Origin of the sequence: Halobellus limi (assembly GCF_004799685.1) — an archaeon.
Classification (GTDB): Archaea; Halobacteriota; Halobacteria; order Halobacteriales; family Haloferacaceae; genus Haloquadratum; species Haloquadratum limi.
On sequence record NZ_CP031311.1, the window covers coordinates 1,711,092 to 1,738,073 of the forward strand.

A 26,982-nucleotide genomic window follows, 5' to 3' on the forward strand; every position below is an offset into this window, starting at 1 on the left:
TCCACGGTTCTGAAGAAATATCGCTGACACTCATATGGACGGGAATTCTGCTGCACCTCGGAAGGCACAACTCGACAAGGAAGAGCGTGAGCATCTCGAGGACATCGTCACCGAGATGCGTGACCGGGTGGAGGCAAACGTCCGCTATCAACTCGAAGAGTGCGATCTCGAAGTTCGCCCGGACGACGACGCGTCTCTAAGCGACGAAGAGGAAGATCTCGTTGAGGCGATCGAACTCGAAGCGGTCGACGGCAACGAGTGGGCGGACGGCTACGAGCAGTACATCACGGGCGTCGGGTACACCATCGTCAACCGGCTGGCCGCACTCCGGTGCATGGAGGTGCGGGACTTCGTCGACGAGGAGGTCACCGTGTTCCGCGAGGACGGACTCACGCCAGCCGCCGACCGGCTGGTCAACGAGGAGTTTATGCTCGAGGAAGAGGCTGTCCTCGAAGCCTACCGGAACGCGTGCGAGGACCTCGCCGAGGAAATCGAGATTCTCTTCGACCGCTCGACGGCCTACAGTCTGATCGATCCCGACGACGACACCTACGAGGACCTCTGTGAGATGCTCGACGAGGTGCCCGACGAGGTCTGGCGAGCCGACGACGTGCTGGGCTGGGTCTACGAATACTACAACGTCAAGCTCCTCGACGATCTCCGGCGGAAGGGCGACCGCGAGGGGCTGGAGCCTGAGGACGTGCCAGCGGCGAACCAGTTCTACACGCCTCACTGGGTCGTCCGGATGCTCACCGACAACTCGCTCGGGAAGCTCTATCTCGAAGACACGGGCGAGTTGAGTGAGACCGTCGAGGCACAGGAGTCGCTCACGCCCGACGAGCGCAAGAACCGGCCGCTCTCCCCTGACGAGTCACCCGACATCGCGGACTTCTGTACCTACCTCGTACCCTCGGAGGAGGAGGGCGAGCCGCCGGCGTTCGACGGCCCCCGGGACATCCGCGTCATCGACCCGGCCTGTGGGAGCGGCCACTTCCTGCTGTACGCGTTCGACGTGCTGGAGCGCATCTACCGGGCCGAGACCGACCTCGACCACGCCGAGATTCCCCGGAAGATCCTGCGGAACAACCTCTACGGCGTCGACCTCGACATGCGAGCCTGCCAGCTCGCCGCGTTCAACCTCTATCTGAAGGGCCGAACGCGTGCCGAGGCAGAGGGGGCCAGCGGCTTCGACATGCCGGAGGTCGGCATCGTCTGTGCCGACGCGAAGGTGGCTGACATCGAGGGCGTCGAGGAGGTGTTCGACGAGGTGGCCGACGGGAAGTCCGACGTGGAGGATGCCCTCCGGCGTATCCTCGACGCGTTCGAAGAAGTTCACGGGCTCGGGAGTCTGCTCGACGTGCGCGGGACGCTCGGTGATCTGTTCGAGGACGACAGCGAGCAGTCCGGGGTTCAGATCACGCTCGGTGACGACCCGCGCGAGGATCACACGCTCGGGCAGATTCTACACAGTCTGCGTGATGCAGTCGACCAGCACCGGGAGGAGGACTCGTTCTTGGCGCAGGACTTGCGGAGCTTCGTCCGCCTGTTGGACGTGCTGGCGCAGGACTACGATGTGGCGCTGATGAACCCGCCATATGGATCGAAGAACCGAATGCCAGACATCGTTCAAAAATATGTGAAAAATCACTATGAATATTACCAAGAATATTATATAAATTTCTTCGAAGTCTGCGATCGAGTCACTAAGAATGAAGGTAGAATCGGAATGTTAGTTCCTCGCTCTTTTATGTTCAAGGGTAGCTATCAAGATTTCCGGTCGGATTTTGTCGGTAATCGTGGAAGTTTTGACTTCTTGGCAGAGTTCGGGATTGGTGTACTTGATAATGCCACCGTCCGGACGGTGGGTACAGTCGTGCGGTCAGGTGTTGATCAGGATGCTTCTGGAACATTTCTGCGGCTACATGACCTCTCCAGTGCGGAAAAAGAAGCTGCTTTTATCAATATAATATCTTCTGAAAAATCTGAAATAAATCGACTCTTTGAGATAGAGTTAGAAGAGTTTGCGAAGATACCCCGGACACCGATTTGTTACTATACGCCATCTCCCGTACGGAGTCTATATAATACTGACAATTATCTCGATGCAGAACACGCTGGTGCCGATGGCAGTTCCGAATTTAACGCGGTTCCGGGCCTTCAAACATCAGACGATGACCGGTTCACAAGGAAGCACTGGGAAACTTCAGATTCAGATGCATTCTCTCCGATCGCAAAGGGTGGCGAAAATGCGTGGATAATGCCACAAATCACAGACACTGTAGAGTGGGAGAATAATGGAAGGCAATTAAGAAGATCTAGTAAATCAATTCGGACTCGGAATGAGGAATTCTACGGGAAAGAGGGGCTGACATGGACATTTATTAAGGAGACAGGTAGGAGATTCGGGTATTTCCCCGGTGGCCTATTTAGTCACACCGGCTTCATGCTGTTTCCATGGGGAGATAATTCCCTATGGCAAACGATGTCCATCCTGAATTCCGATCTATATCACAACTTGTTCCTCTCTCAGACAACCGAACGTCACTGGAATTCTGGAGAGATTGGAGCCGTTCCTTGGATAGATGAACTTGAAGAGCTGGATATATTAGAGGAACTTGCCAAAAGACAATATGAGGTTAAGTTAGAAGAGCGGATTCATAAGCCAGTCAGCCCTTACTATATAGCGCCTTCTCTCTATCCAGATGGCTCAATCGGACAATTTCGATATAATCATCCTCATCCGGAAATCATCCAAGAGGAACTCGATATTGAACCAGAGCTACCAGATCAAACCAACTCGATCAGACGCGCTGCGAGAGAAAGCGAAAAACGGCGGTTAGAAAGGAAGAAACAACTTGAGAAAATACATCTCGATATAAATAGAGAAATTTACACTGATATTGATTTATCCGAGGCCACACAGGAAGCACTGGAACAGGAAATTTTCCTCCGAACATCAGAAAATCCCGAAGACCGCGAAGTCCCCGACCCCGAGTCCGTTCCCGAAGTCCCCGACAACCTCGACGAGCAGGTCAAAGACCTCGTCCACCACTTCGCGATGGAGGCCGTCCGCGAGGAGTCGGACGGCATCATCCCGCTCGAAGGCACGGAAGAACAGGCCGATATGCTCGACCGCATCGTCGAGCGGTTCGAGGACGCGTACGGCGAGCACGCCGAAGACCGCCTCGTCGAGGTCGACGATATTCTCGGGGCCGAGTCCGCCGCCGACGAGGCGTACCCCAACCTCCGGTCGTTCATCGAGGACGAACTCTTCGCCTACCACGTCGACACGATGGAGAATACGCCCATCGTCTGGAAGATCAGCACAGCGCGGCTCCTCGCCGATGCGAAGGGCGAGGGCTTCGCGTGCTTCGTCGACTACCACTCGCTCGACGCCAGCCTCTTCGACCGCCTGAGTAACCAGTACCTCGAACCGCGGAAGGCCGAACTCCGCGAGCGCCGGTCGGCGGCGAACCAGCGCCGGAACGACGAGTCACTGTCCTCCACGGAGCGAGCCGACGCCACGGACGAGTTCGAGTTCTGCGGTAGTGCGCTCGAACAGATCGCCGAATTCGAGGAAGTGATGCAGGAACTCGGGAGCACGACCGAGCGGGACTTCGACGATGACGACCGCGAACGCGTCGACGCACTCGCTCCGAAGGTGGCCGCCTTCCGTGAGGAGACTGCGAAGCGCATCGAGACGATGGCGGCACTCCGGGAGCAGAAGGGCGAGGAGTGGTTCGAAGACACGTTCTCCCCCAGCTTCTGGGAGAAGGTCGAGGAGTGGCGCGACGAGTGGCTGGACGCGCTCGACGAGCTGGAACACGCCTGCGGGGAGTACGCCAAGCCGACGGACGAGCCCGTGGAGGCGCACCTCGCTGACCTCTTCGACTACTTCAACTGGCGGCTCAAGGGCTCGGATCACTACTCCAGCACGGGCATCCTCTTCATGACCTACTACTTCGACAGTGCGGGTGCCGAACTTCTCGACGAGGACGGCGAGCCGTTCGACACGCTGACCGAGGACGAGCGGATGCTCGCCTCGCTGGCGACCGGGCTGGAGGACGCGTCCATCGTCGACGAGGAGTACCTCGAAGAGATTGCGGACGATGAGGATGTCGACGGCGTTGGCGACCTCCCACCGCTAGCGGAGTTCAAGGCACTGGCCGAAGAGATCGACGACGGCTGCCAGACCGTCTACAAGCGCATCCCCTCGGACTGGAGCGACCGGGCACTCTCGGAGGTGACGACCGCTGGCTACCAGCCGAATCACAAGCACGGAGTCGCAATCAACATCACGCCGCTGGCGGAGCAGAGTGTCGTCCCCGAAATCGTCGAGGACAAAGTCCTATAGATTCGTATTCCGCTAATCACTCTGGAGACGGGGGTAGTTTGGGGTGTTCGTTCACCTTCTCTGGCTGGTTATCCACCGGTCAACCGACAACGTTCAGCATCTCGTCGATCATTCTCTTTCCAGACTCGTTGAGATTGACCGTCTCGAAGACGGTTTCCACCGGGAGATACGTGATATCCTCTGGGACATCATCGGGCTTGGAGTCTTCCGGTGCAAACATCAGTACCTCAGAACTCTCGCCGGTGTATTCGGCGAGACTATCCAGCTTCCCTGTAACGTCGTCCTCGCTCCCCATCGTCACTTCACCCCAGATTCTGCGGTTCTCGACCAAACCGGATATGTCGACATCGGCAGTTTGGCCCCCCACCGTCCGAATCGTCCGATAGTCCCCATTCACGACGCGAAGGTACTCCTCACACAAGACCTCGACCTCGTCGGATCGTAGCGAGTAGACCGACCGCTTCTTTTTCTCTCCGTTGACGATTCTTCGCAGGTGTTCTTCGACGTTCCACCAGTTGATAATGGAGGCCGAAGGGGGTCTCACCGAGTTGTCAAAGAGAATGGGGTAGTCCTCTCTCGGAACAATCTTGACATCGTCAAGCTGGAGGGCTTTGAAGATTTTAAAGTCCTCCTCGGCCGGCTCATCGATGCTCTGACCGGGGCTTACCTCCTTCTCTTCAACGAATTCACCTTCATCGAAATACAGCAGTTTGATATTGGAATCAGCGGGGACAACGCCTACCAGCATCTCGGACGTGATGATTCTCCGGTATGAGGATCCTACGATTCGCCCCTCACTCGCGAATTCGTTTAGATACTGAATCTCGTTCGAACCGGAATCGTAGTCATCCGGGTCTGCACTCGCGTTATCCCCCCAGTGGAGCGCGATAAGATGGTTGTCCCAGAGATATTCTGCGACCGGCTCGTTGATTCCACCCTTGTGGCGCGCGAACCCTGTCCCGTATTCCTCGTACATGCATTCACAGATCATCATATCACATGATAAATGCAAGTGCGAAATTGAGAGAAAATCTATCCGATAGCTCCGATCGAAATCGATCGACGGTTCCTTGGGTACAAACACGGGAACCGTTCGAGAAACCTGCCCGACCGGCTCAGTGGAGCCCAATATTTAGTGTGCCAGACACAGAACCTTGGCTCAGATTCCCCTGATTTCTCCATCACACGTATGACGGTTGAATCAGTAACTTAGCAAAACTCTCAGCATGCAAGCGACACAATCTCTCCCTGACGCCGCGAAGGACACCATTCGTCGTCAGTTCGACCGTGCCGAGTCGGATGCCCCGATCGTACTTTGGTGGGACGACGGGAACTATCTCGAGGATATCATCGAGCAAGCCTGTAGCGACCTCGGCGTCCACCTCAAGGTCGCAGAGGAGACGCCGCTGGAACTCCGGGCAAATCCCGTCGACGACGAACAGGTCTGGTACGTCCCACACGTCAAGGACCCCGAGGACAAGGAGGGCGATTACGACTGGTTCCGCGACGTGGAGCACACGGGCAGCGAGGTCGAACTAAGCATTGAGGACCTCACCGTCCGTGTTTTCGGGAGTGAGCAACTTCAAGCGTGGGAGCTGAAGAACGCGACTCAGACCGAAGATCCCGTGAAGCGGCGAGAGGTCGCACGGATTCTGCACGACAAACTCACCGGAGTACAGCTACCGACGCTCGAACAACTCCGAACCCAAATCGTCACCGGAGGCTACACCGACCCCGTGGCGTTCGTACTTGAGAACGGGTGGGGGGATATCGATGATGAGCCCGGAACCGTCGACCAGATGAAGGATCTGCTGACGGGTGAGGGAGTCGATGCGGTCGCAAACGAGGCAGATCCAGCGGGAATCGTTATTGCGACGCGTCGATGGGCTGTCGCCGAGTGGCTGATTCACGCTGGAGCCGATGCAGATGCGTTCCCGCCTGAGTTCCGTGCGGAGACCGCTGGCGCTCACGACCTTCCGGAGCTCAAGTCCGTGCTGAACAACACGGCCTCTCCCGGTATCATCGCTGACCGCTATCTCGGCGAGACGGTATGGACCGAGGTCGTCGGTGACGTGGAAGATCCATGGGAACTCTCGGATTGTATCGTCGACGCCGCACTCGAACATCGACTCTGGGACGAGTGGCACGCGTCCTTCGAGGCGGGTGACTACGAGACGTGCCTCGCCCGTGCGACCGACCGCTACGAGGCCCTCCGAGGGAGTGAGGGCTTCCACGGCGAATACCGAGGCGCGTACGGGCCGGACAGCCCGTGGACGAAGACGTGGGAACAAGCAGCGGAGGTGGCTCGATTGGCACACCGGCTGGATACGTGGGACGACCAGACTACCGACGATGTCGTCGCCCTCTACGCCGACGAGGACGAGGGGACATGGCAGATTGACAACGCGGTACTCAAGCTCGTGGTCTCGGGTGAACCCGAGACGAAACTCTCTGGCGACCACCCAGCGACCGAGACGCTCGCCGACCTGCGGATGCAGCTACAGTCGGAGTACGTCGACTATCTCGAAGATCTCGGCGACCTCGTCACTGAGAACGTAGAAGCGGGGGCACCGTTCGTCGACGAGAATCACGCCTACCAGTTCTTCACGAAGGAGTCCACTGGGCTCGAGAGTGGTCAGAGTGTTGCCCTGTTCGTCATCGACGCTCTCCGCCTCGACCTCGCCCGCCAGCTCGCGGACGAGTTGCGCGAGTACGTTGCCACTCTCCCTGCCGATGCCCCCGAGTTCGCTGTCGACGAGAGCGTCTGGCTCGGAACGCTTCCCTCGGAGACCGAGTTCGGCAAGGCCGCGCTCACTCCGGGAGAGGTCAGTATGTTCGATATCTCGCTTGTCGACGGCGACCTACAGCCACTCCGGAATAACCGGCACGTCACGACCAACCGCCGCAATTCGCTACTGAAGAGCGACGGCTGGACGGTGACCCGCGAAGAGGATGATGGGTGGCAGTCGACGCGCGTCGCCTACTTCAAGAACGACCTCGACAACATCGGCGAGAAGGAACTCAGCGACCTCGAAGAGATGCTCTCTCGCCGTGTCGAAACTCTCGCTGAGTTCATCGGCGAGAAACTTCAGCAGGGTGAGTGGGATCAGGCATACATCTTGACCGACCACGGATTCGTTCTCCTCCCACACCACGTGACACCAGAGAAGATCTCGCGACCCGACGCGTCTACAGACTCTGGGCGACGCTGGGTCGCTGGGGAGGATGTGGACGAGGATACGCCCGGCGTGCTGCTCGATTCCAGCGCGCGACTGGGCTATCTGGACGCAAACGTGAGCGTTCTCACGAGCCCTCTCAAGCGGTTCAGTAAGCAAGGAATGGGTGACGCTCGATTCTACCACGGCGGGCTGCTACCGCAGGAATTCGTCCTCGACTTCATCAGTATCACGCAGGGCTGAACACTAAAATAAAGATTACATAGAATGTCATCGCAGGAGATAGAGGCGGCAACAGCGGAGATTCGAGACCATATTGAGGGCTTCCTCGACACGTTGGAGGTCCGGATGGAGGAACCTCGGTTCGATGAGGTCATCGAGGAGAGCGAATCACTTGACAGCAAGAACCTGAGTCAACGACGGGAGCGATGTGTCGAAGATGCCCTCATCTGGCCGATATTGGAGACACTCGGCTTCGACCATACTCCGCGGCCATACTATCCCTCGGGGGACGAGAACGAATGCCCTGACTTTCGGGTGGAGAATCTCGCCGACCGGGTCATCGGGGAGAACAAGTCGATAAACCAGTTCGGCGAGGCGAAAAACGATCTCCGGACATATCTCGATTCTCAGCGGTACGAGTATGGCATCGCGACCGATGGGTTCCGGTGGGCTGTCTACGAGGTTGAGGCCGATGAGAGAGGCCGCGCCACTACTGTAGATGTGGTCGCAGAGCAGAACATCAAGCCCGTAGTGCGACGACTTGCGCGGGAACGCGGGTTGGTCAGCTACACCGAGGAACTACAGTCTGAGAGCACGGTCGAAGGCGTGTTGGGACGCTTCTATCAGGCGTTCAATCACTACGGTGTCCGACGTGCAATCGGTGGACTCGACGAATTCTATGATCTGTATGTAGAGGTCCTCGCCGGAGATGGGGAGTACCAGACCATCGAGTCCGACATCATGTCGATGTTGGAAGCACCAGATGATGCCACACAGAGTGAGGAGTTAGCGTTCGGAGCACTCTTCCTCGATCGGATGGCGTTCCTCAAACTGCTCGATGACCGTGGCGTCATCGAAGGTGTCTCATTGCGGAAGGAGTGGGAAGAGCACAATCGAGGCCTCAACCGATTCCGAGGGAGCTTCTACTCGACGTTCCTGCAACCACTGTTCTACGATGCATTGTCTGCCCATCCTAAGCAACGCGATGGCGAACTCCAGCGATCGCTGCAAGTGGTGCCATTCCTCTCCGGCGGATTGTTCGAACGACTTCTCCCGAACGAACTGGCGTACGACCTCCCAGACGAGACAGTGAAGACGGTGCTCTCCCGGTTCGTCGAGGGCGAGGGACGGACGCTAATCAACGAGGCAGCGAATGGGTCATTGCTTGAAACCTACACCGAAGAGTACGAGAACAGAGAGCTAGCTGGAGAGTTCCCACAGCACTATACAGCTATCGTAGGCGCTTACCACGGCGAGATCGAATTCGTCGAGTCACAGATCGAGAGAACCCTCCGATCCTTCGAGGGATGAATCAGAACCTTCCGATAACATTCAAGATGCCGTGCTCCATTGACACCTTCATCAGCGGATGACGGACTCTACGTTCTCTCCCGGACAGCAAGTGATTCTGAACGGTGCATCTGCCGAGGTGATACAGACCCGGACAGTCGGCGACCTGCAGTATCTCCGCGCCTATATCGACGGTGAAGGCGTCAAGACGGTCTGTCTGGACGACGTTGAAATTCAACCTCGACAAGACCCGATTGACACGGTCAGCGACCAGCAACTCGAATCCCTCCACCCGGATCACGATGCGGTATCGGCTCAGTGGTTCGACCTCCACACGCAGGCGACGAAGCTCAAACTCGCCCATGAACAGGGCCAGTTGCTGAGTATCTCGAACTCGCTCGTCCGGTTGGAGCCCTACCAACTGGCGTGTGTGAACTGGGTGATGCAGAAGCTTCGCCAGCGAGCGCTCATCGGCGATGACGTGGGGCTCGGGAAGACGATCGAAGCCGGGCTCATCCTCAAGGAATTGTCCGCTCGGAACCGTGCTGACCGTGTCCTGTTCGTCGTGCCAGCTCACCTGCAGAAAAAGTGGGTCAGGGACATGGATCGCTTCTTCGACGTGAATCTGACCGTCGCCGACCGGGCATGGGTAGAGGGCGAGCGGCGACGGCTCGGCGAGGAGGCGAACATCTGGAATCAGGACCAGCAGCAGTTGGTCACGAGTATGGCCTTCGTCCGGCAAGATGAATTCCGCCCGGCACTCGAAGACGTGTTCTGGGATGTCGTAGTGGTCGACGAGGCGCACAAAGCAGCCAAGCGAGGAGATTCTCCCAGTAAGACCTCCAATGCTGTCGATACGATAACGGGGAATTCGGACTCACTGCTCCTCCTGAGTGCGACTCCCCACGACGGTAAGGGCGAGGCGTTCCGCTCACTCGTTGAGTACGTCGACCCGTTCCTCGTCGCTGAAGATAGGGAACTCACGCAGGAAGCCGTCGACCGCGTGATGATTCGTCGGGGGAAGGAGGGTCTCTACGACGACAACGGTGAGCGGATCTTTCCGGACCGAGAGGTCAGTTCGGTTTCCGTCCAGATGACGCACGACGAGCGGCAGTTCTACCGGGGCGTCACCGACTACGTGAAGCACGTCTACAATCGCTCGGAGAAACTCAACGAGCCCGCAGTTGGCTTCGCGATGGCGTTGATGCAGAAACGGCTGGTGAGCAGTGTCGGTGCCATTCACTCGACGCTCCGCCGCCGACTCAATAACCTCCTCGACGAGGAAACCGCGACGGACGATCTCTCCGAGGAGACCGAAGCCTATCTCGACGGGGAGGATCTCGACGAGGACGGGAAGCAGCAGGCTGAAGACGAGATTGCCGGGGTTACAGTGGCGACTAACGACGAGCAACTCCAAGAGGAGATTGACACGCTTCGCGACCTCGTCGCACTTGCGGAGGGTCTTCCGGTCGACTCGAAGGCACAGAAGGTCCGACGGTTCATCAGCCAGCTACTCGAAGAGCAACCGAACGAGAAGCTCCTCCTGTTCACGGAGTATCGGGACACCCTCGACTATCTTCTGGAGTTCGTGCAGGACGAACCGTGGGCTGACGAGATTCTGGTCATCCATGGAGACGTGGACAAGGAAGATCGAGCTCGTATCGAGGAGGAATTCAACCACGGTCAATCACGACTGTTGTTCGCGACGGACGCGGCGAGCGAGGGCATCGATTTGCAACACAGCTGCCATATTATGGCCAACTACGAGCTGCCATGGAATCCAAATCGCTTGGAGCAACGTATCGGTCGCATCCACCGCTATGGTCAGGAGAAGGAGGTCAAGGTCTGGAACTTCCTCTTCGAAGATACCCGCGAGAGCGAGATCTTCGAGATGCTCCAGCACAAGGTCGACGAGATCCGGTCGAAGCTCGGCAATACTGCCGACGTGCTCGGGATGCTCGACGACATCGACGTGGATTCGCTCATCATGAAGTCCATCCAGAACGACGAGCCAGCGAGTGCAACCAAGGAAGAACTCGAGGAGATGATCGAGGAGCGTCAGCGTACGCTCGAGGAGTGGTACGAGCGGAGCCTTGTCGAGACAAGTACCTTCGACGCGGAGAGCCGACGGCAGATTCAGGAGGTGGTGGACGACTCCGAGGATGTCTACGGGAGCGAGGGTGATATCCGGGAATTCTTCGAGCAAGCTGTGACGGCCTTCGGTGGCGAGTTCGAGAAGCAGGGTACCAATCTATATCGGGCTGAGCTACCCGAGGGTCTTCGACCGTCGAACGGCGACGAGTCGTACGGCCCCTTCACGTTCGACCGGGACTTCGCGATGGAACATGAGGGAATCACGTATCTTGCGCCCGATACGGATGTGTTGCAGCGGTTGATGGCACGGGTGCTCGACGACGAACGTGGTGAAGTCGGACTCAAGTTACTCCCTTTCGTCGACAGTCCGGGTATCACCTACAACTATCGCGTAGCGTTCGAGGATGGTACGGGGGAGGTGATTCGAGAGGAGACGATTCCTGTCTTCGTCGATGCCGAGCAACAAGATGCGCAACGGGCGCTCGGAGAACGAGTTGTCGAGGGGGAGACGGTCTCTGCGAAACCGGAAGTGGCCCATCTTCAGCAAACCTTGGCCGTAAGAGACGAGCTTCGCACAGCTGCTGATCGGTACGTGAGTATCCGGGTCAACGAAATCAAGGCTGAGTTGGGTGCCAGCCGGCACGAAGAAACGGCCCGTGAATTAGAGAATCTAAATGAGTATGCACAGGCCGAGCGAGAGCGGATCGAGGCCTTCATCGAGGAGTACCAGCGCAAAGCAGAGGGAGGATCAGACATGAACATCGCTATCCGCGGCCAGCAGGAGCGTCTCGAGAAACTCGAATCTCGCATTGAGCGGAGGCGAAAGGAACTACGCCAGCGCGAGCGAGTGATCTCGTTGGCTCCAGAAGTCGAGAATTACTGTCTCACACTTCCTCTTTGAGGTGGGGGAACGCCACTGAATATATTCTTCCACTGATTGTTCAGGTTCGGTTCTCTCAAGCAATCGAACCGGAGTCTCAGAAGAACACTTTCGGGTCAGCTACCCACTGTTCGATTGCGTCAAGCATCGTTCCCTCGTCGTCGAACGAGAGGCTGGCTCGATTGAGTGTCTCGTAATCGACGATAGAACCTTTCTCTACCATCGGCTCGGACTCTGTCACGGTTAGATTCCAACTTCCCCGGAAGTATCCGAGACTGGCTTCAATAGAGCCGTTTCGCATAGACACCTCGCAAACTGTTCGCCATCGTGTCGGCCCCCGTTCCTTCCGGAACTGTCCCTGAGTTAGTCGATCAACCTCGTCAAGCAAGCTCGACCGGAAAGGGCCAAGTAGTGACTCAGGGTCAGATAGTGCCGCCTTGAGTTCAGAAACGGCGAAAGCCTTCGAGTAGAACTCGGCACTCACTCGGTCATCTCCCCGTGTAATGGAGACGATTGTGAACCAGTCGTCAGGAGACTCGACCTCCCATCCACTGATAGAAGCCGTTACCGAGATATCGTCCCGGCTCCACTTGATTTTGGCTTCCCTGTATTCCTTGGCATCACCAGACAGGAAACCACCATCGTAGAGCGACTGGGTTGTTTTGATCTGAGTGTCCACCTCCCACAGCCAAGTGTCATCATCTCCAGCGATTTCCTCTGCGTACCGTTCAAATTCTTGTATAGGGCTCATCGTTTGTTCTCCGGAAGCAGTATCCTCGGACGTGCCGCGGGAATTCGTCCCGTCTATTACAACGGTGTGTCGGAATATGTACTATTCGGTCTGAGTGTAGGGAGAAGATAGCCACAGAAACCATTCTAGTGGTCACACAATACAGTAGAGGATATCCGTGGAAGTAACAGATAATAGGTAATTTCTGATTAGCCAGTTCCGATTAGAGGTCGGAAGGAGTTGGGAAACCTGCTGATTTCACCACTTGACGCTCACGGTGTTGTGGCGAGTGTCAGGGTTTGGTGAGCGTACCCGAGCGTCGTCTCGACACTGCATTGGCGAAATTGCCCGCGCGAGGTGGACATGGGAACGTGAGACGTACCAACTTTTTTGACTCACAGCTTTTCGCGCCCGAGATGACACTGGCAATCGGAGGACTCCTCAAACACGCCAACAAGAAGTGGCGCGTGGTTGTTCCCGTGCGCAGGTCGCGGGGCTGAAAGTAACGCGTAGAGTTAAACCGCCCTCCATTTGATATCTTAGCGAATGGCAGACAGCAGAGACCCCCAACTCAAAACGGGATGGAATCCAGACCATGAGTCGGGGGTGGGTTTAAATAGAACCCGCCGCTGTCGGGTGAATCTGAAGTGTAGTGAGGAAGGATGGGCGCTGCAGGATTTGAACCCGCGACAACTTGGTCCGAAGCCAAGCACTCTGTCCAAACTGAGCTAAGCGCCCTCACTACCTGGTACCGCCGTGGGCCAATTTAAACCCACGGATTCGCTCTCGATCTCGACGACGTCTGAGCCACCTCTCACCAAAGCGGTTGAATTCTGCGTGAACTTCGTTGGCGCACCGGAGAACGATCGCGCGGCTATCCGAAGAGGCTCGTCGGCGCCGTACGTTCGAGAAGCTCGATTTCGACTACCGATTCTCCCGCTGCTCGACCTTGTTCAGCTCGATGAGCAGTCGAAACACGGCCTTCACGAGGTTCGAGTCCACGTCGAACTGTTCGGCGTTTCGCCCCGCACGCTCCATCACGCGCTCTTCTTGGCCCTCGTCGGTCGTCGGCAGGTCCTTTTCGGCTTTCACCTGTGCGACCGAGTCGGCGACGTAGGTTCGCCGGGCGATCAGTTCGACGATCTCCCGGTCGATGTCTTCGATCTCCTCGCGTAGTTCGTCCAGCGACGGGTCCTCGTCGTCGGATGCGGTGTATTCGTTTCGGGTCATTGGATGCGTGCTCCGTCGTTTCGGGTGGTCGTTCGCCACGTTCGTCCGCTTCGTTCGTCCCACAGTTCCTGGACGCGATCGAGCCCCGAATCGTCGCCCACGGCGACGACGCTCGGGCCGGTCCCAGAGAGCGACACGCCGGCGACGTGCGGCATCGCCTCGACGGCCGGTCGAGGCGAGAAGCCGAGCGCGGCCGAGAACGCCAGCCCGTTCACGGTCATCGCCTCGGCGTACCGGTCGTCGAGTGCGAGATCGGCGACTAACTCGGCCATCGGGGCGACGTTCGCACACTGCTCGACGTCGGCGTCGGCGCTGTAGGCGCGTTCGTCGGGCGTCCAGACGAGGACGTCCCAGGTCACCTCGTCGCGGGCGAGCACCTCGTCGGTGTCGTTGTCGGTGACCGTGACCCCACCGAGCATCGACGCCGAGGCGTCGTCGAACGCGCCGGTCACGGTGACGCCGACGTCGCGGGCCGCCCGGACCCCGAGCCGACACGCGTCGAGTCGGTCCGGATCGGCTCCGAGCGCGTCGGCGGCGGCGAGGACCGTCGCGTTGGCCGCGGCGCTCGAACTTTTCAACCCCGCGGCCATCGGGACGTCGCTCTCGGTCCGGACGGATCCGCCGAACGGCGCGCCGTCGTCGCCGTACCTCTCGACCGCGAGTTCGACGCAGCGCTCGATGAGACGGGTGTCGGCGTCGACGTCTTCGGCGACCTCACCGGTGACCGTCCCGGAGTCGTCGAGTTCGACGGTGGCGGCCGTCTCGGCGTCGATGGCGAAGGCCGATCCGGTCCCCGTCGAGAGGGCGTTCAGCACCGTTCCCGCCCCCAACGCGACTGCGTGGCCGTGCATACCTGTATGCTGTCGACCGACCTAAAAGGAGTAGCGGTTGACACTCGCTGCCGGAGGAAGAGTTCACGCCTCCGACGTTCCCGGACCGCTCCGTCGGATCATCCCCAGCACGCGCCAGGTGACGGCGGGATCGCCATCGGGCGTCCGGCCGGTCACGTCCACGTCGACGTAGCCCCGGCGGGGGTCGGACTCCGAAGGGCGCTTTTCGACGACCTCGACGCCGACCGTCAGCGCGTCTCCCGGCTCTACCGGTCGGTGCCACCGGAGGTCGTCGACGCCGCGACCGCCGAGGAACGCGACGTGGCCGAAGAACGCCTCCGTCGCGAGCCGGTTGCAGGCGCAGTAGCTGTGAAGGCCGCTGGCGACGAGGCCGTCGAACGGCGACGCGCCGTCGACGTCGTCGCCGAGGTGGAACGGCTGGGGGTCGTAGTCGGCGGCGAAGTCGACGATGTCCTCGCGGGAGAACGCGACCGTCCGGTCGGCCTCGAACCGGTCGCCGACCGAGAGGTCCTCGTAGGTCAGCACGTCGGAACCGGGGGGTTCAGAGCCGTGATCGTTCATAGCCGAGCGCTCGCTCGCCGCCGTTAAAACGGCTGTGTCTGCGTCGCCGTCACGTTCGCGATCCGGCGGAGGCCGCGTCATCGCGTTCCTTTTGGGCGGGCCGCCCGAACCCGGTGGTATGAGCGCCCGCAACGACGTCCCGCCGAGCACCGTCGGCGTCGAACTCCTCGATCACGGCGTCGAGGTGGAGTACACCGACGGCCGGAAGACGCTGTACCGGGGCGTCCCGGAACCCGTCACCGACACGCTCACCACGCCGCCGAAGAAGGAGACGCACGTCCTCGTCACCGACCCCACCGAGACCGAGGGCGTGATGCTGTACGTCAACGACCTCAAGACCCACGACGACATCCTCGAAGCGACCGGCGTCGGTCGCGTCGTCCTCGAAGACGGCGAGGAAGAGGAGATCTTCCCCGGCGTCACCGTCCGCCGACCCGGCGGGATGCGCACGGAGGTCGAGGCCGACCCCGAGATCGCCCGGGGACGCGTGTTCGTCTTCGTCGAGGACGACTGGAGCGAGCAGTCCTACGAGTTCGTGGCCGAAGACCGTGCTCCCGGTGATGAGGAGGTCGACACCGACGACACCCGAAGCGGCGACGACGCTGAACCCACCGAGGACGGTCGAGAGTCCTAATGGCACTCAGAAAGCGCTGGAAGTCACTGACCCGCAGGACCGTCGGATCAGCGCCCGACGCGTACGCGCTGATCGAGTTCGGCGACGGCGACGGTAACGTCCTCCGCGCGACGGCGGGGCTGTTGCCGGAGGAACTCCGCGAGGAGATCGCATACGGCGACGCCGAACAGGTCCGCTGGAAACGGGCACAGTCCGCCGAACACGCCGAACGACTGCTCGACGAGCGATAGGCGTCGAGGCGCGCTCTGCGTCGACGGTCGAAAGCGATCTACGGTCGAAAACGGTCGACGATCGAAAACAGTCTACGGCCGAAAGCGGTCGACGTCCGACGACTCAATGGCCGTCGCCGTCGTGTCAGTGGCCGTCGTCGTGTCCGCCGCCGTCTTCGGCGTGCTCGTCGGGATGCGTCGGCGTCCCCGAGAGGTTCCCGTCCTCGTCGAAGCGCTTCGCGCGGAGGAACCGCGCCCGGTAGCGGTTCGCGCCCTCGTAGACGTCGGCCTCGCGGATGTCCTCGGTGCGACCGTCGGCGACGGCGTCGACGATGGCCTCGACCTGCTCCTTCTCCGACGGCGTGAGGTCGAACTCGTAGGTGTGCGTCTCCTCTTCCTCCAGCTTCGTCCACTTGCGCGCGGCGGCGACGACGAGCGAGCAGGGCTCCCGACAGGGGAACGTCCCCGCGCCGCCGTCGGCGTCGAGTTCGCGCTCTTCGTCGTACTCCCACTCGCGGCGCTTCAGACACTGCGAGTCGACGCAGCAGGCCTCGGCGACCCACTCGACGGCGTCGGGGTCGAGGTCCTCGATGATGTCGTAGATCCCCGTCTGGCGCTCGGCGGTCTCCCGCCAGTGGGTCACGTCGAGGTCGCCCTCGCGTTCGAGGTTCCAGTTGGCGATCGAAGCCGGGTAGAGGACGTCGAGCGTCTCGACGGCGTCGCGGCCGTCGAGGTCCGGAAAGACCCACCCCGACACGAGCGACGGCGCGGTCTTCAGCGGCCGGTACCGCCCGCGGTCGTCGTACGTCGCGATCTCGCGGGCGTCGAGCGGGTCGTCGTAGGCGTCCAGTTCGTCGGCGTCGGCCCCGGTATCGTCGGCGTGGCGGATCTCGTAGCGACGGTGACCGCCCGAGGCGAGCGTCGCGGTCACGACGACTTCTCCCCACTCGGTCTCCATCCCCGATTCGAGCGCGTCGTAGCGCTCGGGGACCGCGTGATCGTGGGCGCCCTCTGCGTGATTGTGGGAGGTCTCCACGTGATCGTGAGCGCCCTCTGCGTGATTGTGGGAGGTCTCCACGTGATCGTGAGCGCCCTCGGCGTGTCTGAGGAACGCCCACCGGTGTCGGCCGCGGTGGCCGACGACCTCCTCCCAGTAGTACCAGTTGGTCACGTACGGCGCGACGTCGTCGTCGGTCGCGACCGCGCGGAGTTCCGACTCGGAGAGGTCCCCGTGACGAACTGCCGGCGTCTCGACCGCGAACGCCTCGCCGTCGTCGTCCGCGGCCGCGTGGAGGCCGTCGAACTCGACCGGATCGGGGTCCGTTTTCAGGCGGTCACACAGCGCGTCGAGTTGCTCGTCGCGTACGTCGAACCGTTCGGACCCCACGTCAGTCACCCGCCGCCGGCGTCTCACCGTCCGCGTCGGTCTCGCGGGTCTCCTCTCTGACCGTCGCGATGGCGGACTCGATGTCCGCGCCGGCCTCGGCGGCGCGTTCCAGCACCACGTCGGCCATCAGCCCCTCGGTGCCGACGGCTCCGGCGTACCAGATGCGGTGGCCGTCGACCTCGGCGGGGACGTCGTAACCCGTCCGGTAGTCGTCGGTCAGGCCCATGTCCTCCGGGATGTCCTCCTGGGTGTGGAAGCCGTCGGCGATGAAGAGCGGCACGACGACGACGTCCTCGCTCTCGAAGTAGTCGGTGACGTCGTCGACCTCGGGTTCCTCGTCCATGTAAAGCGCCTGGACCTCCTCGAAGCGGCCCGTCTCCCGGATCCGGTCGGCGTGGTACTCGATGGCCTTCGCGGAGTTCTCGTTGCGCTCGGTGCCGTGGCCGACGACCGCGAGGCCGAACCCCTCGCCGACGTCGGGGTCGCCCGTCACCGTCTCGGCGCGGCGGACGAGCACGTCGGTCATCGCCTCGTGAGTCCCCACCGGCCCGCAGTAGTGGACCGTCTGGCCGGTGTCCTCGGCGGTGAACGTCGCCGTGTCCGCGCTCAGCCCGTCGGAGTCCCAGGCGGAGACGTCCCAGCCCGACAGCCGGAGCTCCCGCGGGATCACCTGCTCGGTGAAGTACCCCTCGCTGATGAACAGCGGGACGACGTAGACCTCCTCCGACTCGACGGTGCGGAGGACCTCTCTCAGGGAGGGTTCCTCCTTCCAGAAGCCCGTCTTCACCTCGTCGAACGCGCCCGTCGCGCGGATCGTGTCCGCGTGGGCGTGCGTCGGTGCCGACGAGTCGGGGTTGAGGTGCGACCCGTGCGCCACGATGACCAGCGCTTGCATACGTGATTCAGAGGACGGAACGCCCTTAGGGACTTCGGGTTCCGCGAACGAATTTTCGCGATTCGACAGCCGAATTTTCACGGCCGGTCGCCGGCGGCGTCGGACCCGCCGCGTCCGATCCCCGCGACCCGCGGGTTTTTTGCCCTCTCGTTCGTCTGCGGGGGTATGTCACTCGCCGCCGAGACGCGGGCTGCAGTCCGGGCCCGTCCGTGGCTCCTGCGGGCGCTCCGTGCGGGCGTCGTGAACTACACCGCCGCCGCGGAGTCGCTGGACGTGGAGGGCGACACCGACTCGATCGCGACCGCACTCCGTCGGTTCGCCGACGACCTCTCGGCCGCTGAGTCCGCCGACCGCGACGTCACCGTGCGGATGAGAAGCGGCGTGGGCCTCGCGGGCGTCGACGTCGAAGACGGCGGACCGGAGTCGGCGGCGAACGACACCGAAACGCTACTCTGCGTCGGCGATTCGGCCATCGTCACCACGGACGGCAGCCTGACCGCCGTCGTCGTCGGGGGCGAGGTGGACTCGGCGGCGCTCGCGGCCGTCGTCGAACGCCTCGCCGCGGAGAACGTCGTCGTCGACGCCGCCGGCGTCGCGGGCGACGAACTCGTCGTGGTCGTGCCCCGCCGCGACGGCGCGAACGCGCTCCGTCTCGTCGAGTCGGCGCTGGAGTCGGTGCCGGGCTGAGCGGACCGCTGGGCCGGTCGACGGACCCGTCTCTCGATCCGTCAGTCTGCGGCGAGTTCGTCGAAGTCGAGCCTGTCGATCGATTCTCGAATCACCGCAGCGGACTCCTCAAGCTCCCTCTGTTCCGCCTCCGAGAGATCGAACTCCAGCACGTCTCGGACGCCGCCGCGGTTGACGGTACAGGGGAGACTCAGGTAGACGCCCTCGATCCCGTGCTGTCCGTCGGCGAGCGTCGAGACGGTGAGGATCGAGTCGTCGTCGCCGAGGACCCGCTCGACGGTCGCCGTCACCGAGCGGGCGACGCCGTAGTTCGTCCGCCCCTTGCGCTCGATGATCTCGTAGGCGGCGTTGCGGACGTCGTCGCCGATGCGCTCTCTGAGGGCGTCGACGTCGTCGACGCCGCGGTGTGCACAGTACCGGTCGAACGGGACGCCGCCGAGGTTCGCCGACCCCCAGACGAGCACCTCGCTGTCGCCGTGCTCGCCGATCACGTAGGCGTGGACGTTCGCCGGATCGAGGTCGAACTCGCGGCTCAGCGCGTGACGGAACCGCGAGGTGTCGAGCACGGTCCCCGATCCGATCACCCGCTCGGCCGGGAGGTCCGACACCGCCCAGGTGACGTGCGCGAGGACGTCGACCGGGTTGGTGACGACGAGCACCACGGCGTCGTCGTTCAGCCCCGTCGTGATCTCCGGGACCATCTCGGCGAAGATCTCGGCGTTCCGTTCCATCAGTTCCAGTCTGGTCTCGCCGGGGTTCTGGCTGGCGCCGGCGGTGATGACCACGACATCGGCGTCCCAGCAGTCCTCGTAGTCGCCCGTCCTGACCCGGACCGAGGAGGTGAAGTACGCGCCGTGATCGAGGTCCATCGCCTCGCCCTCGGCGCGCTCGTCGTCGATATCGACGAGGACGATCTCGCCCACCAGACCGCTGTCCATCAGGGCGAAGGCGGTGCTCGAACCGACAGCCCCCGCCCCGCCGACGATCGCGACCGTTCCCTTCCCGCGTGCAGCGCTCATATCGGAACGTTATTTCGACGTAGAGTAAACGTTGGGGCGTTTCCCGACCGCCTGGAACGTGCCCCTCGGCGCGCCGCTCCGCGCGGAACCGGAACCTGCGGTTTCGACCGAGGACGTGCGAGCGGATCCCCACCGACCGTTCCGACGGGTTGAAAAACGCGTCCGGAGAAGGAGACGGTGATGACGCTGTCCGTGACCAACACCCTGACGGGCGAACGCGAGGCGTTCGAGCCGCGGAACGACGACGAAGTCCTGCTGTACGTCTGCGGGCTCACGGTCTCGGACGACGCCCACCTCGGACACGCCCGCCTGTGGGCGCAGGCGGACGTGATGCACCGCTGGCTGGAACACGAGGGCTACGACGTGCGCCACGTCGAGAACTTCACCGACGTCAACGAGAAGATCGTCGCCCGGATCGGCGAGGACGACCTCGGCGAGAGCGAACCGGAGGTCGCCGAGTACTTCACCTCCCACGTGATCCGGGATATGCGCGGGCTCAACCTGAAGCGCGCGGAGGTGTACCCCCGCGTCTCCGAGCACGTCCCCGAAATCGTAGACCTCGTCGAGACGCTCCTCGACCGGGGCTACGCCTACGAATCGAACGGGTCGGTGTACTTCGACGTCACCGCCTTCGACGACTACGGGAAGCTCTCGAACCAGCGGCTCGACGAGATCGAGTCCCAGGGCGCCGACGAGGAGCGCTCGGAGAAGCGCAACCCCGCGGACTTCGCGCTCTGGAAGGCCGGCGCGGTCGACCCCGAGGACATCGCCGAACACCGCCACTCGGACCCCCCCGAGGTCGACGAGTCCTGCGGGCAGACCTGGGAGTCGCCGTGGGGGGAGGGCCGACCCGGCTGGCACGTCGAGTGCTCGGCGATGTCGATGACGCACCTGGACGACACCATCGACATCCACGTCGGCGGCCGCGACCTCGTGTTCCCGCATCACGAGAACGAGATCGCCCAGAGCGAGGCCGCCACGGGACAGCAGTTCGCCCGTTACTGGCTCCACGTCGGTCTCCTGCAGACCGCCGGCGACAAGATGTCCTCCAGCCTGGGGAACTTCCTCACCGTCGACGACGCCCTCGCGGAGTACGGCGTCGACGTCGTCCGCACGTTCTACTGCTCGACCGGCTACCGCAGCGAACAGACGTTCGGCGAGGACGAGATGCGCGAGGCCGAAGAGCGCTGGGAACGGCTCGAACGGGCCTACGAGGCCGCCGTCGACGCCTGCGACAGCACCGACGCGTACGCGAAGGTCGATGACGGAGCGTTCCGCGAGACGCTCTCGGAGACGCGCGAGTCCTTCCGCGAGGCGATGAACGACGACTTCAACGTCCGCGAGGCGATGGCCGCGCTGCTCGAACTCGCGACGGCGGTGAACCGCCACGTCGACAGGGAGGAGAAGTACGACTTCTGGGCGCTCCGAGAGGCCGTCGAGGCCTTCGAGGAACTCGGCGGCGACGTCTTCGGGCTCTCCTTCGGCGAGAGCGAGGGCGAGGGGACGGTCACGCTCGCCGAGGAGCTCGTCGAACTCGTCTTAGAGGTCAGAGAAGCCGAGCGAGAGGCCGGCAACTACGAGCGCGCGGACGACCTCCGCGACGACCTCGCCGCGCTCGGCGTCGAGGTGCAGGACAGCGACGACGGGCCGTCGTTCCGCTTCGAGTAGTCGTCCCGTCACGTCCCCACGCATCGGACACCGCCTACACGCACCAGACACCGCCTACACGCGCCGGACACCGCTCTCCACACGCGCCGAACGCCGCGTCCCGCTCACCCACCGGCGGCTCCCAAGGGCCGCTACTCCGTCGTGAACAGGTGCGTCTCGTCGGGAATCTCGAACAGTCCCATCCGTACGCCGGCGTCGAGCCATCCGTAGCCGTAGGAGAACGCCGCCAGCGCGTTGACGGGGTCGTCGTTCTCGCGGAAGTGCCGGCCGTCCTCCAGGTACGACAGCGCCATCTCTCTGATGTCCGCGGCGGCCTCGCCGAGCGGCGTCGACGTCGGGACGGCGATTTCGGCCTCCGCGAGCGCGTCGGCGAACATCCCCTCGTAGCGGTCGGTCTTTTCGATCAGATCCGCTGGCATGTCCTCGACTCGTCGCCCCGGCGGTAAGAAGACCACCGACCGAGAGCGGGGCGTCGACTGCGAAACAGTATTGATCGTTATGCACAATACAGTCTGACGGGCGGCGCGCACGACAGCGGAATCTAAAAGGGCGGGTCCGACATAGGAGAAGATATGACAGCAGACGCCGACGACGTCGTCGAACACCGACCGCTCATCGTCGCGGGCTCCGGCATCGCCGGGCTCTCCGCGGCGATCTACGCCGGACGTTCGAACAACGAGCCGCTCGTCTTCGAGGGCGACGAACCGGGCGGGCAGCTCACGCTGACGACCGAAGTCGACAACTACCCGGGCTTCCCCGAGGGCATCTCCGGGCCCGAACTGGTCCAGAATATGAAGGAGCAGGCCCAGCGCTTCGGGGCCGAAATCGAGAACGGCATCATCGAATCCGTCGATTCCGACGAGCGCCCGTTCACCGTGCGTCTCAAGAACGGCGACGTCTACACGGCCGACGCGATCATCGCGGCCTCGGGGGCCTCCGCCCGCACGCTCGGAATCCCGGGCGAGGACGACCTGATGGGCTACGGTCTCTCGACGTGTGCCACCTGCGACGGCGCGTTCTTCCGCGACGAGAAGATCATAGTCGTCGGCGGCGGCGACGCCGCGATGGAGGAGGCGAACTTCCTCACCAAGTTCGCGTCGACGGTCTACATCGTCCACCGCCGCGAGGAGTTCCGCGCGGAGGACTACTGGATCGACCGCGTGATGGAGAAGGTCGAGGAGGGCGAGATCGAGATTATGCGCAACACCGAGGTCACGGAGCTCCACGGGAGCCGCGAGGAGGGCGTCGACCACGTCACCCTCGTCGAGCACCCGGAGGGCCACCCGACCGAGAAACTCGACGACCCCGACACCGAGGAGTTCGACTTCGACGTCGGCGCGGTGTTCTACGCCATCGGCCACACGCCGAACACCGGCTACCTCGAAGGGACGGGCGTCGAACTCGACGACGACGGCTACCTGAAGGCGAAGGGCGGCGAGGGCGGCGGGCAGACCGCGACGGACGTGCCCGGCATCTTCGGCGCGGGCGACGTCGTCGACTACCACTACCAGCAGGCCGCCACCGCCGGCGGGATGGGCGTGAAGGCCGCCCTCGACGCCGACGACTACCTCGAAGAACTCGAACGCGGCGAGGCGGCCGCCGAGGCCGGAGAGGTCGCGGCCGTCGAGAGCGACGACGACTGAACATCTACCTTTTTGTCGCGGTGGGTTTCCTCGCTCACTGCGTTCGCTGCGGGAACCTACCGTGCAAAAACCTAGAGGGAAAAACCCGCTCGCTTCGCTCGCGGTGAACGCCGCGCTCCGCGCGGCGATGCTTGCGACAACGACGGCTTGCACCGAGGCCGACAGCCCGTCCGCGAACGGAACGCCTTAGCCGCGTCGGCGACTTCGCCTTACCGTGTCTCGGCTCCGACGAACCGGGTCGAAAATCGCCCGAGCGCTGGCCAGCGTGGGTATCATCGACGAGCGCCGACTGGAGGCGACCGTCGACCTGGCCTGGCCGCGGGTCGTCACCGGGTTCGCCATCATGTCGAAGCGGACCGTGGACCTGGCGCTCGTCGGACTCGTTATCGGCCCGACCGCCGTGGCCGGGCTGACGCTCGCGAACGCCTTTTGGATGGTCGCGAAGTTCCTCGCGATCGGCCTCGCGGGCGGGACCGTCTCGCTCGTCTCACAGAACTACGGCGGCGGCGACGACGAGCGCGCGGCGTCGGTCGTCCGACTGAGCGTCGTCCTCTCGATCCTGCTCGGGCTCCCGATCGTCGCGTTCTTCGGAATCGCGGCCGAGCCGCTGGTCGGCCTCGTCGGCGACGACCCGACGAGCATCGGCTACGGCGCGACGTACCTCGCGGTCGTCGCCCCCGGCCTCGTCTTCGAGTTCCTGAACCTGATCGCCAGCCGGACGTACGCCGGCGTCGGCGACACGGTCACGCCGATGGCAGCCCGCGCGGGCGGCGCCGTCGCCAACATCGCGCTCTCGGCGACGTTCGTCCTCGGACTCGATATGGGAGTCGCGGGCGCGGCGCTCGGGACCGCGCTCGCGACGGCGCTCGTGACTGTCGCGTTCTCGTGGGGGATGACCGGCCGGAACTACCTCCGGGGGCGCGGGGCGAGTCCGGTCCCGCTCACGCTCACGCGGCCGATATTCGACGCGGAACTGCTCCGACAGATCGCCCGCGTTTCGACCCCGCTCGTGGCCCGACGGGCCGCGCAGGGGCTGGTCGTCTTCCCCCTGCTCGCCATCGCGGCGACGTTCGGGCCGGTGGCCGTCGCGGCCATCGGGATCGGTCGCCAGGTCCGCGCGCTGCTCGCGAGTTTCTCCTGGGGGTTCTCCATCGCGGCGTCGACGCTCGTGGGACAGGAGCTCGGCGCGGGCGAGGAAGGCGAGGCCGAAGCCTACGGCTGGGGCATCGTCCGGCTCTCGGCGGTGGTGTACGTGCTCGCCGCCGCCCTCGTGGTCGTCTTCGCCGACCCCATCGCCGGCGTCTTCGTGACCGAGGCCGAGAACCGGGCGCTCTCGGCGCGGTTCGTCCGCGTCGCCGCGATAAGCGTCGTCGCGATGGGGATCGACGGCTCGATCACGGGCGCGTTGCGGGGTGCGGGCGACACGCGGATTCCGTTCCTCTCGGCGCTCGCGGGGCTGTATCTCGTGGCCGTCCCCGTCGCGTGGCTCGGAACCGTCGTTCCGGTGCTCGGGATCACCGGCCTCCTGCTCGCGCTCCTCGCGGAGACGGCCGTCCCGATGGTGGTGAACCTCTGGCGGTTCCGATCGAACCGCTGGAAGGCGATCAGCCGGGAGTACCGCCCGACGGTCGGCGACTGATCGCGACCGTGGGAGCGACTCGCGCGAACCGGTGCACTTCAACGGGTTATCTATGTAGTCTCAGGTTTGACAACGTATCACTTGGAGACGGAACTGTATGCACTCGGTGCGTGCGAGTCTGAGACAGTTCGTGGACGAACTCGACTCCGTGGTGTTCGGCGTCGGGTTCTCGGTATCGCTGATCGCAATACTGGTCTTCTTCCTGAACCCGGAGGCGTCGGCGGCCAGGATGGGACAGATAAACGAGTACCTCTGGACCGAATTCATGTGGGTCTACGTCGGGACGATGTTCCTGATGGTGACGTTCAGCCTCTGGCTGATGTTCGGTCGCTGGGGCGACATCAAACTCGGGAAGCCCGACGACGATCCGGAGTTCAGCCTGCTGTCGTTCTTCTCGATGATGTTCTCGGCGGGTATCGCTGCCGGCATCGTCTTCTGGGGGCCGGCGGAGGCGCTGGCGCACTACGAGAGCGTCCCGCCGCTGATCGGCGCGGAGGCCGGGACGCCCGCGGCGGCCGTCGGCGCGATCCAGTACACGCTCTTTCACTGGGGCATCTCCTACTGGGTCCCGTACCTGATCGTCGCGCTGCCGATCGCCTACTACGCGTTCCGGAAGGACGCGCCGATGCGCGTCTCGACGCTCATCGCGCCGTTCGTCGGCGTCGACAACCTCGACGGGTTCTGGGCGAAGACCATCGACGTGCTCGCGGTGTTCGCGACCATCGGCGGCATCGCGACGACGCTGGGCTTCGTCGGCAGGCAGTTCCTCACCGGCCTGGAGTACACCGCCGGCGTCTCGCTCGGCGACGCCGGAACGGTGCTCGTGATCACCGGCCTGACGGTCGCCTTCACCGTCTCGGTGACGCTCGGCGTGAAGCGGGGAATCGCGCGCGTGTCGCTGTTCAACATGGCCGTCTTCGCCGCGCTGGCGGTCGCGACGTTCCTCCTGGGGCCGACGAACTACATCATGAACACCGGCCTCCAGGCCGTCGGCGGCTACTTCGGGGAGTTCCTCACGATGAGCCTCTACACCAACGCGGCCGGCACCGGCGAGTGGGTCGGCAACTGGACGGTGTTCTACTGGGCGTGGGTGTTCTCGTGGGCGCCCTTCGGCGGGCTGTTCGTCGCCCGCATCTCGAAGGGCCGGACGATCCGGCAGGTCGTCGCGACGGCGCTCATCGGCGCCACGGCGTCGACGATCCCGTGGTTCCTCACGATGGGCGGCAGCGCCATCTTCTTCGAGCGCAACGACATCGCGCCGATGCTCCAGATGGTCGACCAGTACGGCGTCTCCGTCTCGGGGTTCCCCCTGTTCGGGGCGCTCCCCTTCGGCGACGCGCTGGCGGCGGTGTTCATGCTCCTGGTCGTGACGTTCTTCGTCACGTCGGCGGACTCCTCGACGCTGGCGCTCGGGATGCTCACCACCGGCGGCAAGCAGCACCCCTCGACGATCAACCGGATCATCTGGGGCGGACTGATGGGCGGCCTCGCGTCGCTTCTCATCGTCGGCGGCGGCATCGACGCGCTCCGTTCCTCGGCCATCATCACCGGGTTCCCCTTCGCGCTCATCTCGGTCGTCGCCATCGCGGGGATGATCTGGGAGTACCAGTCGGTCTCGCCGCTGCTCTCCGCTGACCCGGACGAGACCGTCGCGGCGTCGAACGACTCGGCGAGGGTGTCCTCGCCGACCACCGACGACGACTGATACCGATCACGAGGCGGACTGCGGTCCCCCCTCGGCGGTGACCCGGGTTTCGGGAGTCGCGCCCCACGTCTCCGCCCGGTTCCCACAGACCCTTAAGTCGAGACGCCG

The 26,982-nt window shown here is 62.8% G+C and carries 19 protein-coding genes, 1 tRNA gene and 1 pseudogene; 11 read left to right on the top strand and 10 right to left on the bottom strand.

Annotated features, from left to right (window positions below):
• Positions 1-34: 34 nt before the first annotated feature.
• Positions 35-4,354 carry a BREX-5 system adenine-specific DNA-methyltransferase PglX gene (pglX, locus tag DV707_RS08450; protein WP_103992127.1) on the top strand — a complete coding sequence of 1,440 codons (4,320 nt, stop codon included), beginning with the start codon at positions 35-37 and terminating at the stop codon, positions 4,352-4,354.
• A 79-nt stretch (positions 4,355-4,433) separates the two neighbouring features.
• On the opposite strand, the gene DV707_RS08455 is transcribed toward pglX, so the two are convergent.
• Positions 4,434-5,330 (bottom strand): hypothetical protein, encoded by an 897-nt coding sequence (locus DV707_RS08455; RefSeq protein ID WP_136361836.1) that lies wholly within the window; start codon positions 5,328-5,330, stop codon positions 4,434-4,436.
• 250 nt (positions 5,331-5,580) lie between these two features.
• Here DV707_RS08455 and pglZ point away from each other — a divergent pair, with 250 nt between their 5' ends.
• Genes pglZ through DV707_RS08470 form a run of 3 tightly spaced genes read left to right on the top strand, consistent with a single transcriptional unit; the run spans position 5,581 to position 12,037 of the window.
• On the top strand, positions 5,581-7,773 hold the full coding sequence (gene pglZ, locus DV707_RS08460; RefSeq protein WP_103992129.1) for a BREX-5 system phosphatase PglZ: 2,193 nt from the start codon (positions 5,581-5,583) through the stop codon (positions 7,771-7,773).
• Between the two features lie 24 nt (positions 7,774-7,797).
• The gene (locus tag DV707_RS08465; protein WP_103992130.1) at positions 7,798-9,063 is read left to right on the top strand and encodes a hypothetical protein; all 1,266 of its coding nucleotides are present in this window, start codon (positions 7,798-7,800) and stop codon (positions 9,061-9,063) included.
• 58 nt (positions 9,064-9,121) lie between these two features.
• A complete protein-coding gene (locus DV707_RS08470; RefSeq protein WP_103992131.1) occupies positions 9,122-12,037 on the top strand; it encodes a helicase-related protein in 2,916 nt (971 codons plus the stop codon).
• A gap of 76 nt (positions 12,038-12,113) precedes the next feature.
• Here the strand turns inward: DV707_RS08470 and DV707_RS08475 are convergent, their stop codons facing one another.
• The 5 genes from DV707_RS08475 to DV707_RS08495 all read right to left on the bottom strand — a co-directional run bounded on the left by DV707_RS08475 (position 12,114) and on the right by DV707_RS08495 (position 15,388).
• Complete coding sequence (locus DV707_RS08475; RefSeq protein WP_103992132.1) at positions 12,114-12,767, bottom strand: hypothetical protein; 654 nt, start codon at positions 12,765-12,767, stop codon at positions 12,114-12,116.
• Between the two features lie 642 nt (positions 12,768-13,409).
• Positions 13,410-13,484 (bottom strand) — tRNA-Arg (locus tag DV707_RS08480).
• A gap of 186 nt (positions 13,485-13,670) precedes the next feature.
• Positions 13,671-13,976 carry a chorismate mutase gene (locus tag DV707_RS08485; protein WP_103992133.1) on the bottom strand — a complete coding sequence of 102 codons (306 nt, stop codon included), beginning with the start codon at positions 13,974-13,976 and terminating at the stop codon, positions 13,671-13,673.
• The gene (locus DV707_RS08490; protein WP_103992134.1) at positions 13,973-14,827 is read right to left on the bottom strand and encodes a shikimate kinase; all 855 of its coding nucleotides are present in this window, start codon (positions 14,825-14,827) and stop codon (positions 13,973-13,975) included. The genes DV707_RS08485 and DV707_RS08490 overlap by 4 nt, the downstream gene beginning before the upstream one ends.
• A 63-nt stretch (positions 14,828-14,890) precedes the next feature.
• Positions 14,891-15,388, bottom strand: coding sequence for a MaoC/PaaZ C-terminal domain-containing protein (locus DV707_RS08495; protein ID WP_103992135.1), 498 nt, complete (start codon positions 15,386-15,388; stop codon positions 14,891-14,893).
• 118 nt (positions 15,389-15,506) lie between these two features.
• Here DV707_RS08495 and DV707_RS08500 point away from each other — a divergent pair.
• Together DV707_RS08500 and DV707_RS08505 are read left to right on the top strand one after the other, a co-directional pair.
• Positions 15,507-15,932: pseudogene (locus DV707_RS08500) on the top strand (DUF5796 family protein); the annotation flags it as partial.
• An 89-nt stretch (positions 15,933-16,021) separates the two neighbouring features.
• Complete coding sequence (locus DV707_RS08505; protein WP_103992137.1) at positions 16,022-16,252, top strand: DUF7508 domain-containing protein; 231 nt, start codon at positions 16,022-16,024, stop codon at positions 16,250-16,252.
• A 124-nt stretch (positions 16,253-16,376) separates the two neighbouring features.
• Here DV707_RS08505 and DV707_RS08510 read toward each other — a convergent pair whose 3' ends face one another.
• Both DV707_RS08510 and DV707_RS08515 read right to left on the bottom strand, forming a co-directional pair.
• Positions 16,377-17,627 carry a DR2241 family protein gene (locus DV707_RS08510; protein ID WP_394337408.1) on the bottom strand — a complete coding sequence of 417 codons (1,251 nt, stop codon included), beginning with the start codon at positions 17,625-17,627 and terminating at the stop codon, positions 16,377-16,379.
• The gene (locus DV707_RS08515) at positions 17,620-18,513 is read right to left on the bottom strand and encodes a CbiX/SirB N-terminal domain-containing protein (RefSeq protein WP_103992138.1); all 894 of its coding nucleotides are present in this window, start codon (positions 18,511-18,513) and stop codon (positions 17,620-17,622) included. The genes DV707_RS08510 and DV707_RS08515 overlap by 8 nt, the downstream gene beginning before the upstream one ends.
• 165 nt (positions 18,514-18,678) lie before the next feature.
• Here DV707_RS08515 and DV707_RS08520 point away from each other — a divergent pair, with 165 nt between their 5' ends.
• Positions 18,679-19,200, top strand: a complete 522-nt coding sequence (locus DV707_RS08520) for a DUF7523 family protein (protein ID WP_103992139.1) — start codon at positions 18,679-18,681, stop codon at positions 19,198-19,200.
• Positions 19,201-19,241: 41 nt separating this feature from the next.
• On the opposite strand, the gene DV707_RS08525 is transcribed toward DV707_RS08520, so the two are convergent.
• Complete coding sequence (locus DV707_RS08525) at positions 19,242-20,219, bottom strand: L-lactate dehydrogenase (protein WP_103992140.1); 978 nt, start codon at positions 20,217-20,219, stop codon at positions 19,242-19,244.
• Positions 20,220-20,399: 180 nt separating this feature from the next.
• Here DV707_RS08525 and cysS point away from each other — a divergent pair, with 180 nt between their 5' ends.
• Positions 20,400-21,887 carry a cysteine--tRNA ligase gene (cysS, locus tag DV707_RS08530; RefSeq protein ID WP_103992141.1) on the top strand — a complete coding sequence of 496 codons (1,488 nt, stop codon included), beginning with the start codon at positions 20,400-20,402 and terminating at the stop codon, positions 21,885-21,887.
• Between the two features lie 131 nt (positions 21,888-22,018).
• On the opposite strand, the gene DV707_RS08535 is transcribed toward cysS, so the two are convergent.
• A complete protein-coding gene (locus DV707_RS08535; protein ID WP_103992301.1) occupies positions 22,019-22,306 on the bottom strand; it encodes a DUF357 domain-containing protein in 288 nt (95 codons plus the stop codon).
• A 153-nt stretch (positions 22,307-22,459) separates the two neighbouring features.
• Between DV707_RS08535 and DV707_RS08540 the strand changes: the two genes are divergently transcribed.
• From DV707_RS08540 to DV707_RS08550, 3 genes are all read left to right on the top strand, one after another.
• Positions 22,460-23,530, top strand: a complete 1,071-nt coding sequence (locus DV707_RS08540) for an NAD(P)/FAD-dependent oxidoreductase (protein ID WP_103992142.1) — start codon at positions 22,460-22,462, stop codon at positions 23,528-23,530.
• A gap of 214 nt (positions 23,531-23,744) precedes the next feature.
• Positions 23,745-25,169: an MATE family efflux transporter gene (locus DV707_RS08545; RefSeq protein WP_103992143.1), complete on the top strand. Its 1,425-nt coding sequence runs from the start codon at positions 23,745-23,747 to the stop codon at positions 25,167-25,169.
• A 97-nt stretch (positions 25,170-25,266) separates the two neighbouring features.
• A complete protein-coding gene (locus DV707_RS08550; protein WP_103992144.1) occupies positions 25,267-26,874 on the top strand; it encodes a BCCT family transporter in 1,608 nt (535 codons plus the stop codon).
• Positions 26,875-26,982: the final 108 nt, after the last annotated feature.

Coding starts and splice junctions, on each gene's coding strand:
- DV707_RS08505 (WP_103992137.1), top strand. CDS start 16,022: ATGGCACTCAGAAAGCGCTGGAAGTCACTGACCCGCAGGACCGTCGGA.
- DV707_RS08455 (WP_136361836.1), bottom strand. CDS start 5,330: ATGTACGAGGAATACGGGACAGGGTTCGCGCGCCACAAGGGTGGAATC.
- pglZ (WP_103992129.1), top strand. CDS start 5,581: ATGCAAGCGACACAATCTCTCCCTGACGCCGCGAAGGACACCATTCGT.
- cysS (WP_103992141.1), top strand. CDS start 20,400: ATGACGCTGTCCGTGACCAACACCCTGACGGGCGAACGCGAGGCGTTC.
- DV707_RS08520 (WP_103992139.1), top strand. CDS start 18,679: ATGTCACTCGCCGCCGAGACGCGGGCTGCAGTCCGGGCCCGTCCGTGG.
- DV707_RS08535 (WP_103992301.1), bottom strand. CDS start 22,306: ATGCCAGCGGATCTGATCGAAAAGACCGACCGCTACGAGGGGATGTTC.
- DV707_RS08475 (WP_103992132.1), bottom strand. CDS start 12,767: ATGAGCCCTATACAAGAATTTGAACGGTACGCAGAGGAAATCGCTGGA.
- DV707_RS08490 (WP_103992134.1), bottom strand. CDS start 14,827: ATGCACGGCCACGCAGTCGCGTTGGGGGCGGGAACGGTGCTGAACGCC.
- DV707_RS08540 (WP_103992142.1), top strand. CDS start 22,460: ATGACAGCAGACGCCGACGACGTCGTCGAACACCGACCGCTCATCGTC.
- DV707_RS08525 (WP_103992140.1), bottom strand. CDS start 20,219: ATGAGCGCTGCACGCGGGAAGGGAACGGTCGCGATCGTCGGCGGGGCG.
- DV707_RS08550 (WP_103992144.1), top strand. CDS start 25,267: ATGCACTCGGTGCGTGCGAGTCTGAGACAGTTCGTGGACGAACTCGAC.
- DV707_RS08495 (WP_103992135.1), bottom strand. CDS start 15,388: ATGAACGATCACGGCTCTGAACCCCCCGGTTCCGACGTGCTGACCTAC.
- DV707_RS08485 (WP_103992133.1), bottom strand. CDS start 13,976: ATGACCCGAAACGAATACACCGCATCCGACGACGAGGACCCGTCGCTG.
- DV707_RS08515 (WP_103992138.1), bottom strand. CDS start 18,513: ATGCAAGCGCTGGTCATCGTGGCGCACGGGTCGCACCTCAACCCCGAC.
- DV707_RS08470 (WP_103992131.1), top strand. CDS start 9,122: ATGACGGACTCTACGTTCTCTCCCGGACAGCAAGTGATTCTGAACGGT.
- DV707_RS08465 (WP_103992130.1), top strand. CDS start 7,798: ATGTCATCGCAGGAGATAGAGGCGGCAACAGCGGAGATTCGAGACCAT.
- pglX (WP_103992127.1), top strand. CDS start 35: ATGGACGGGAATTCTGCTGCACCTCGGAAGGCACAACTCGACAAGGAA.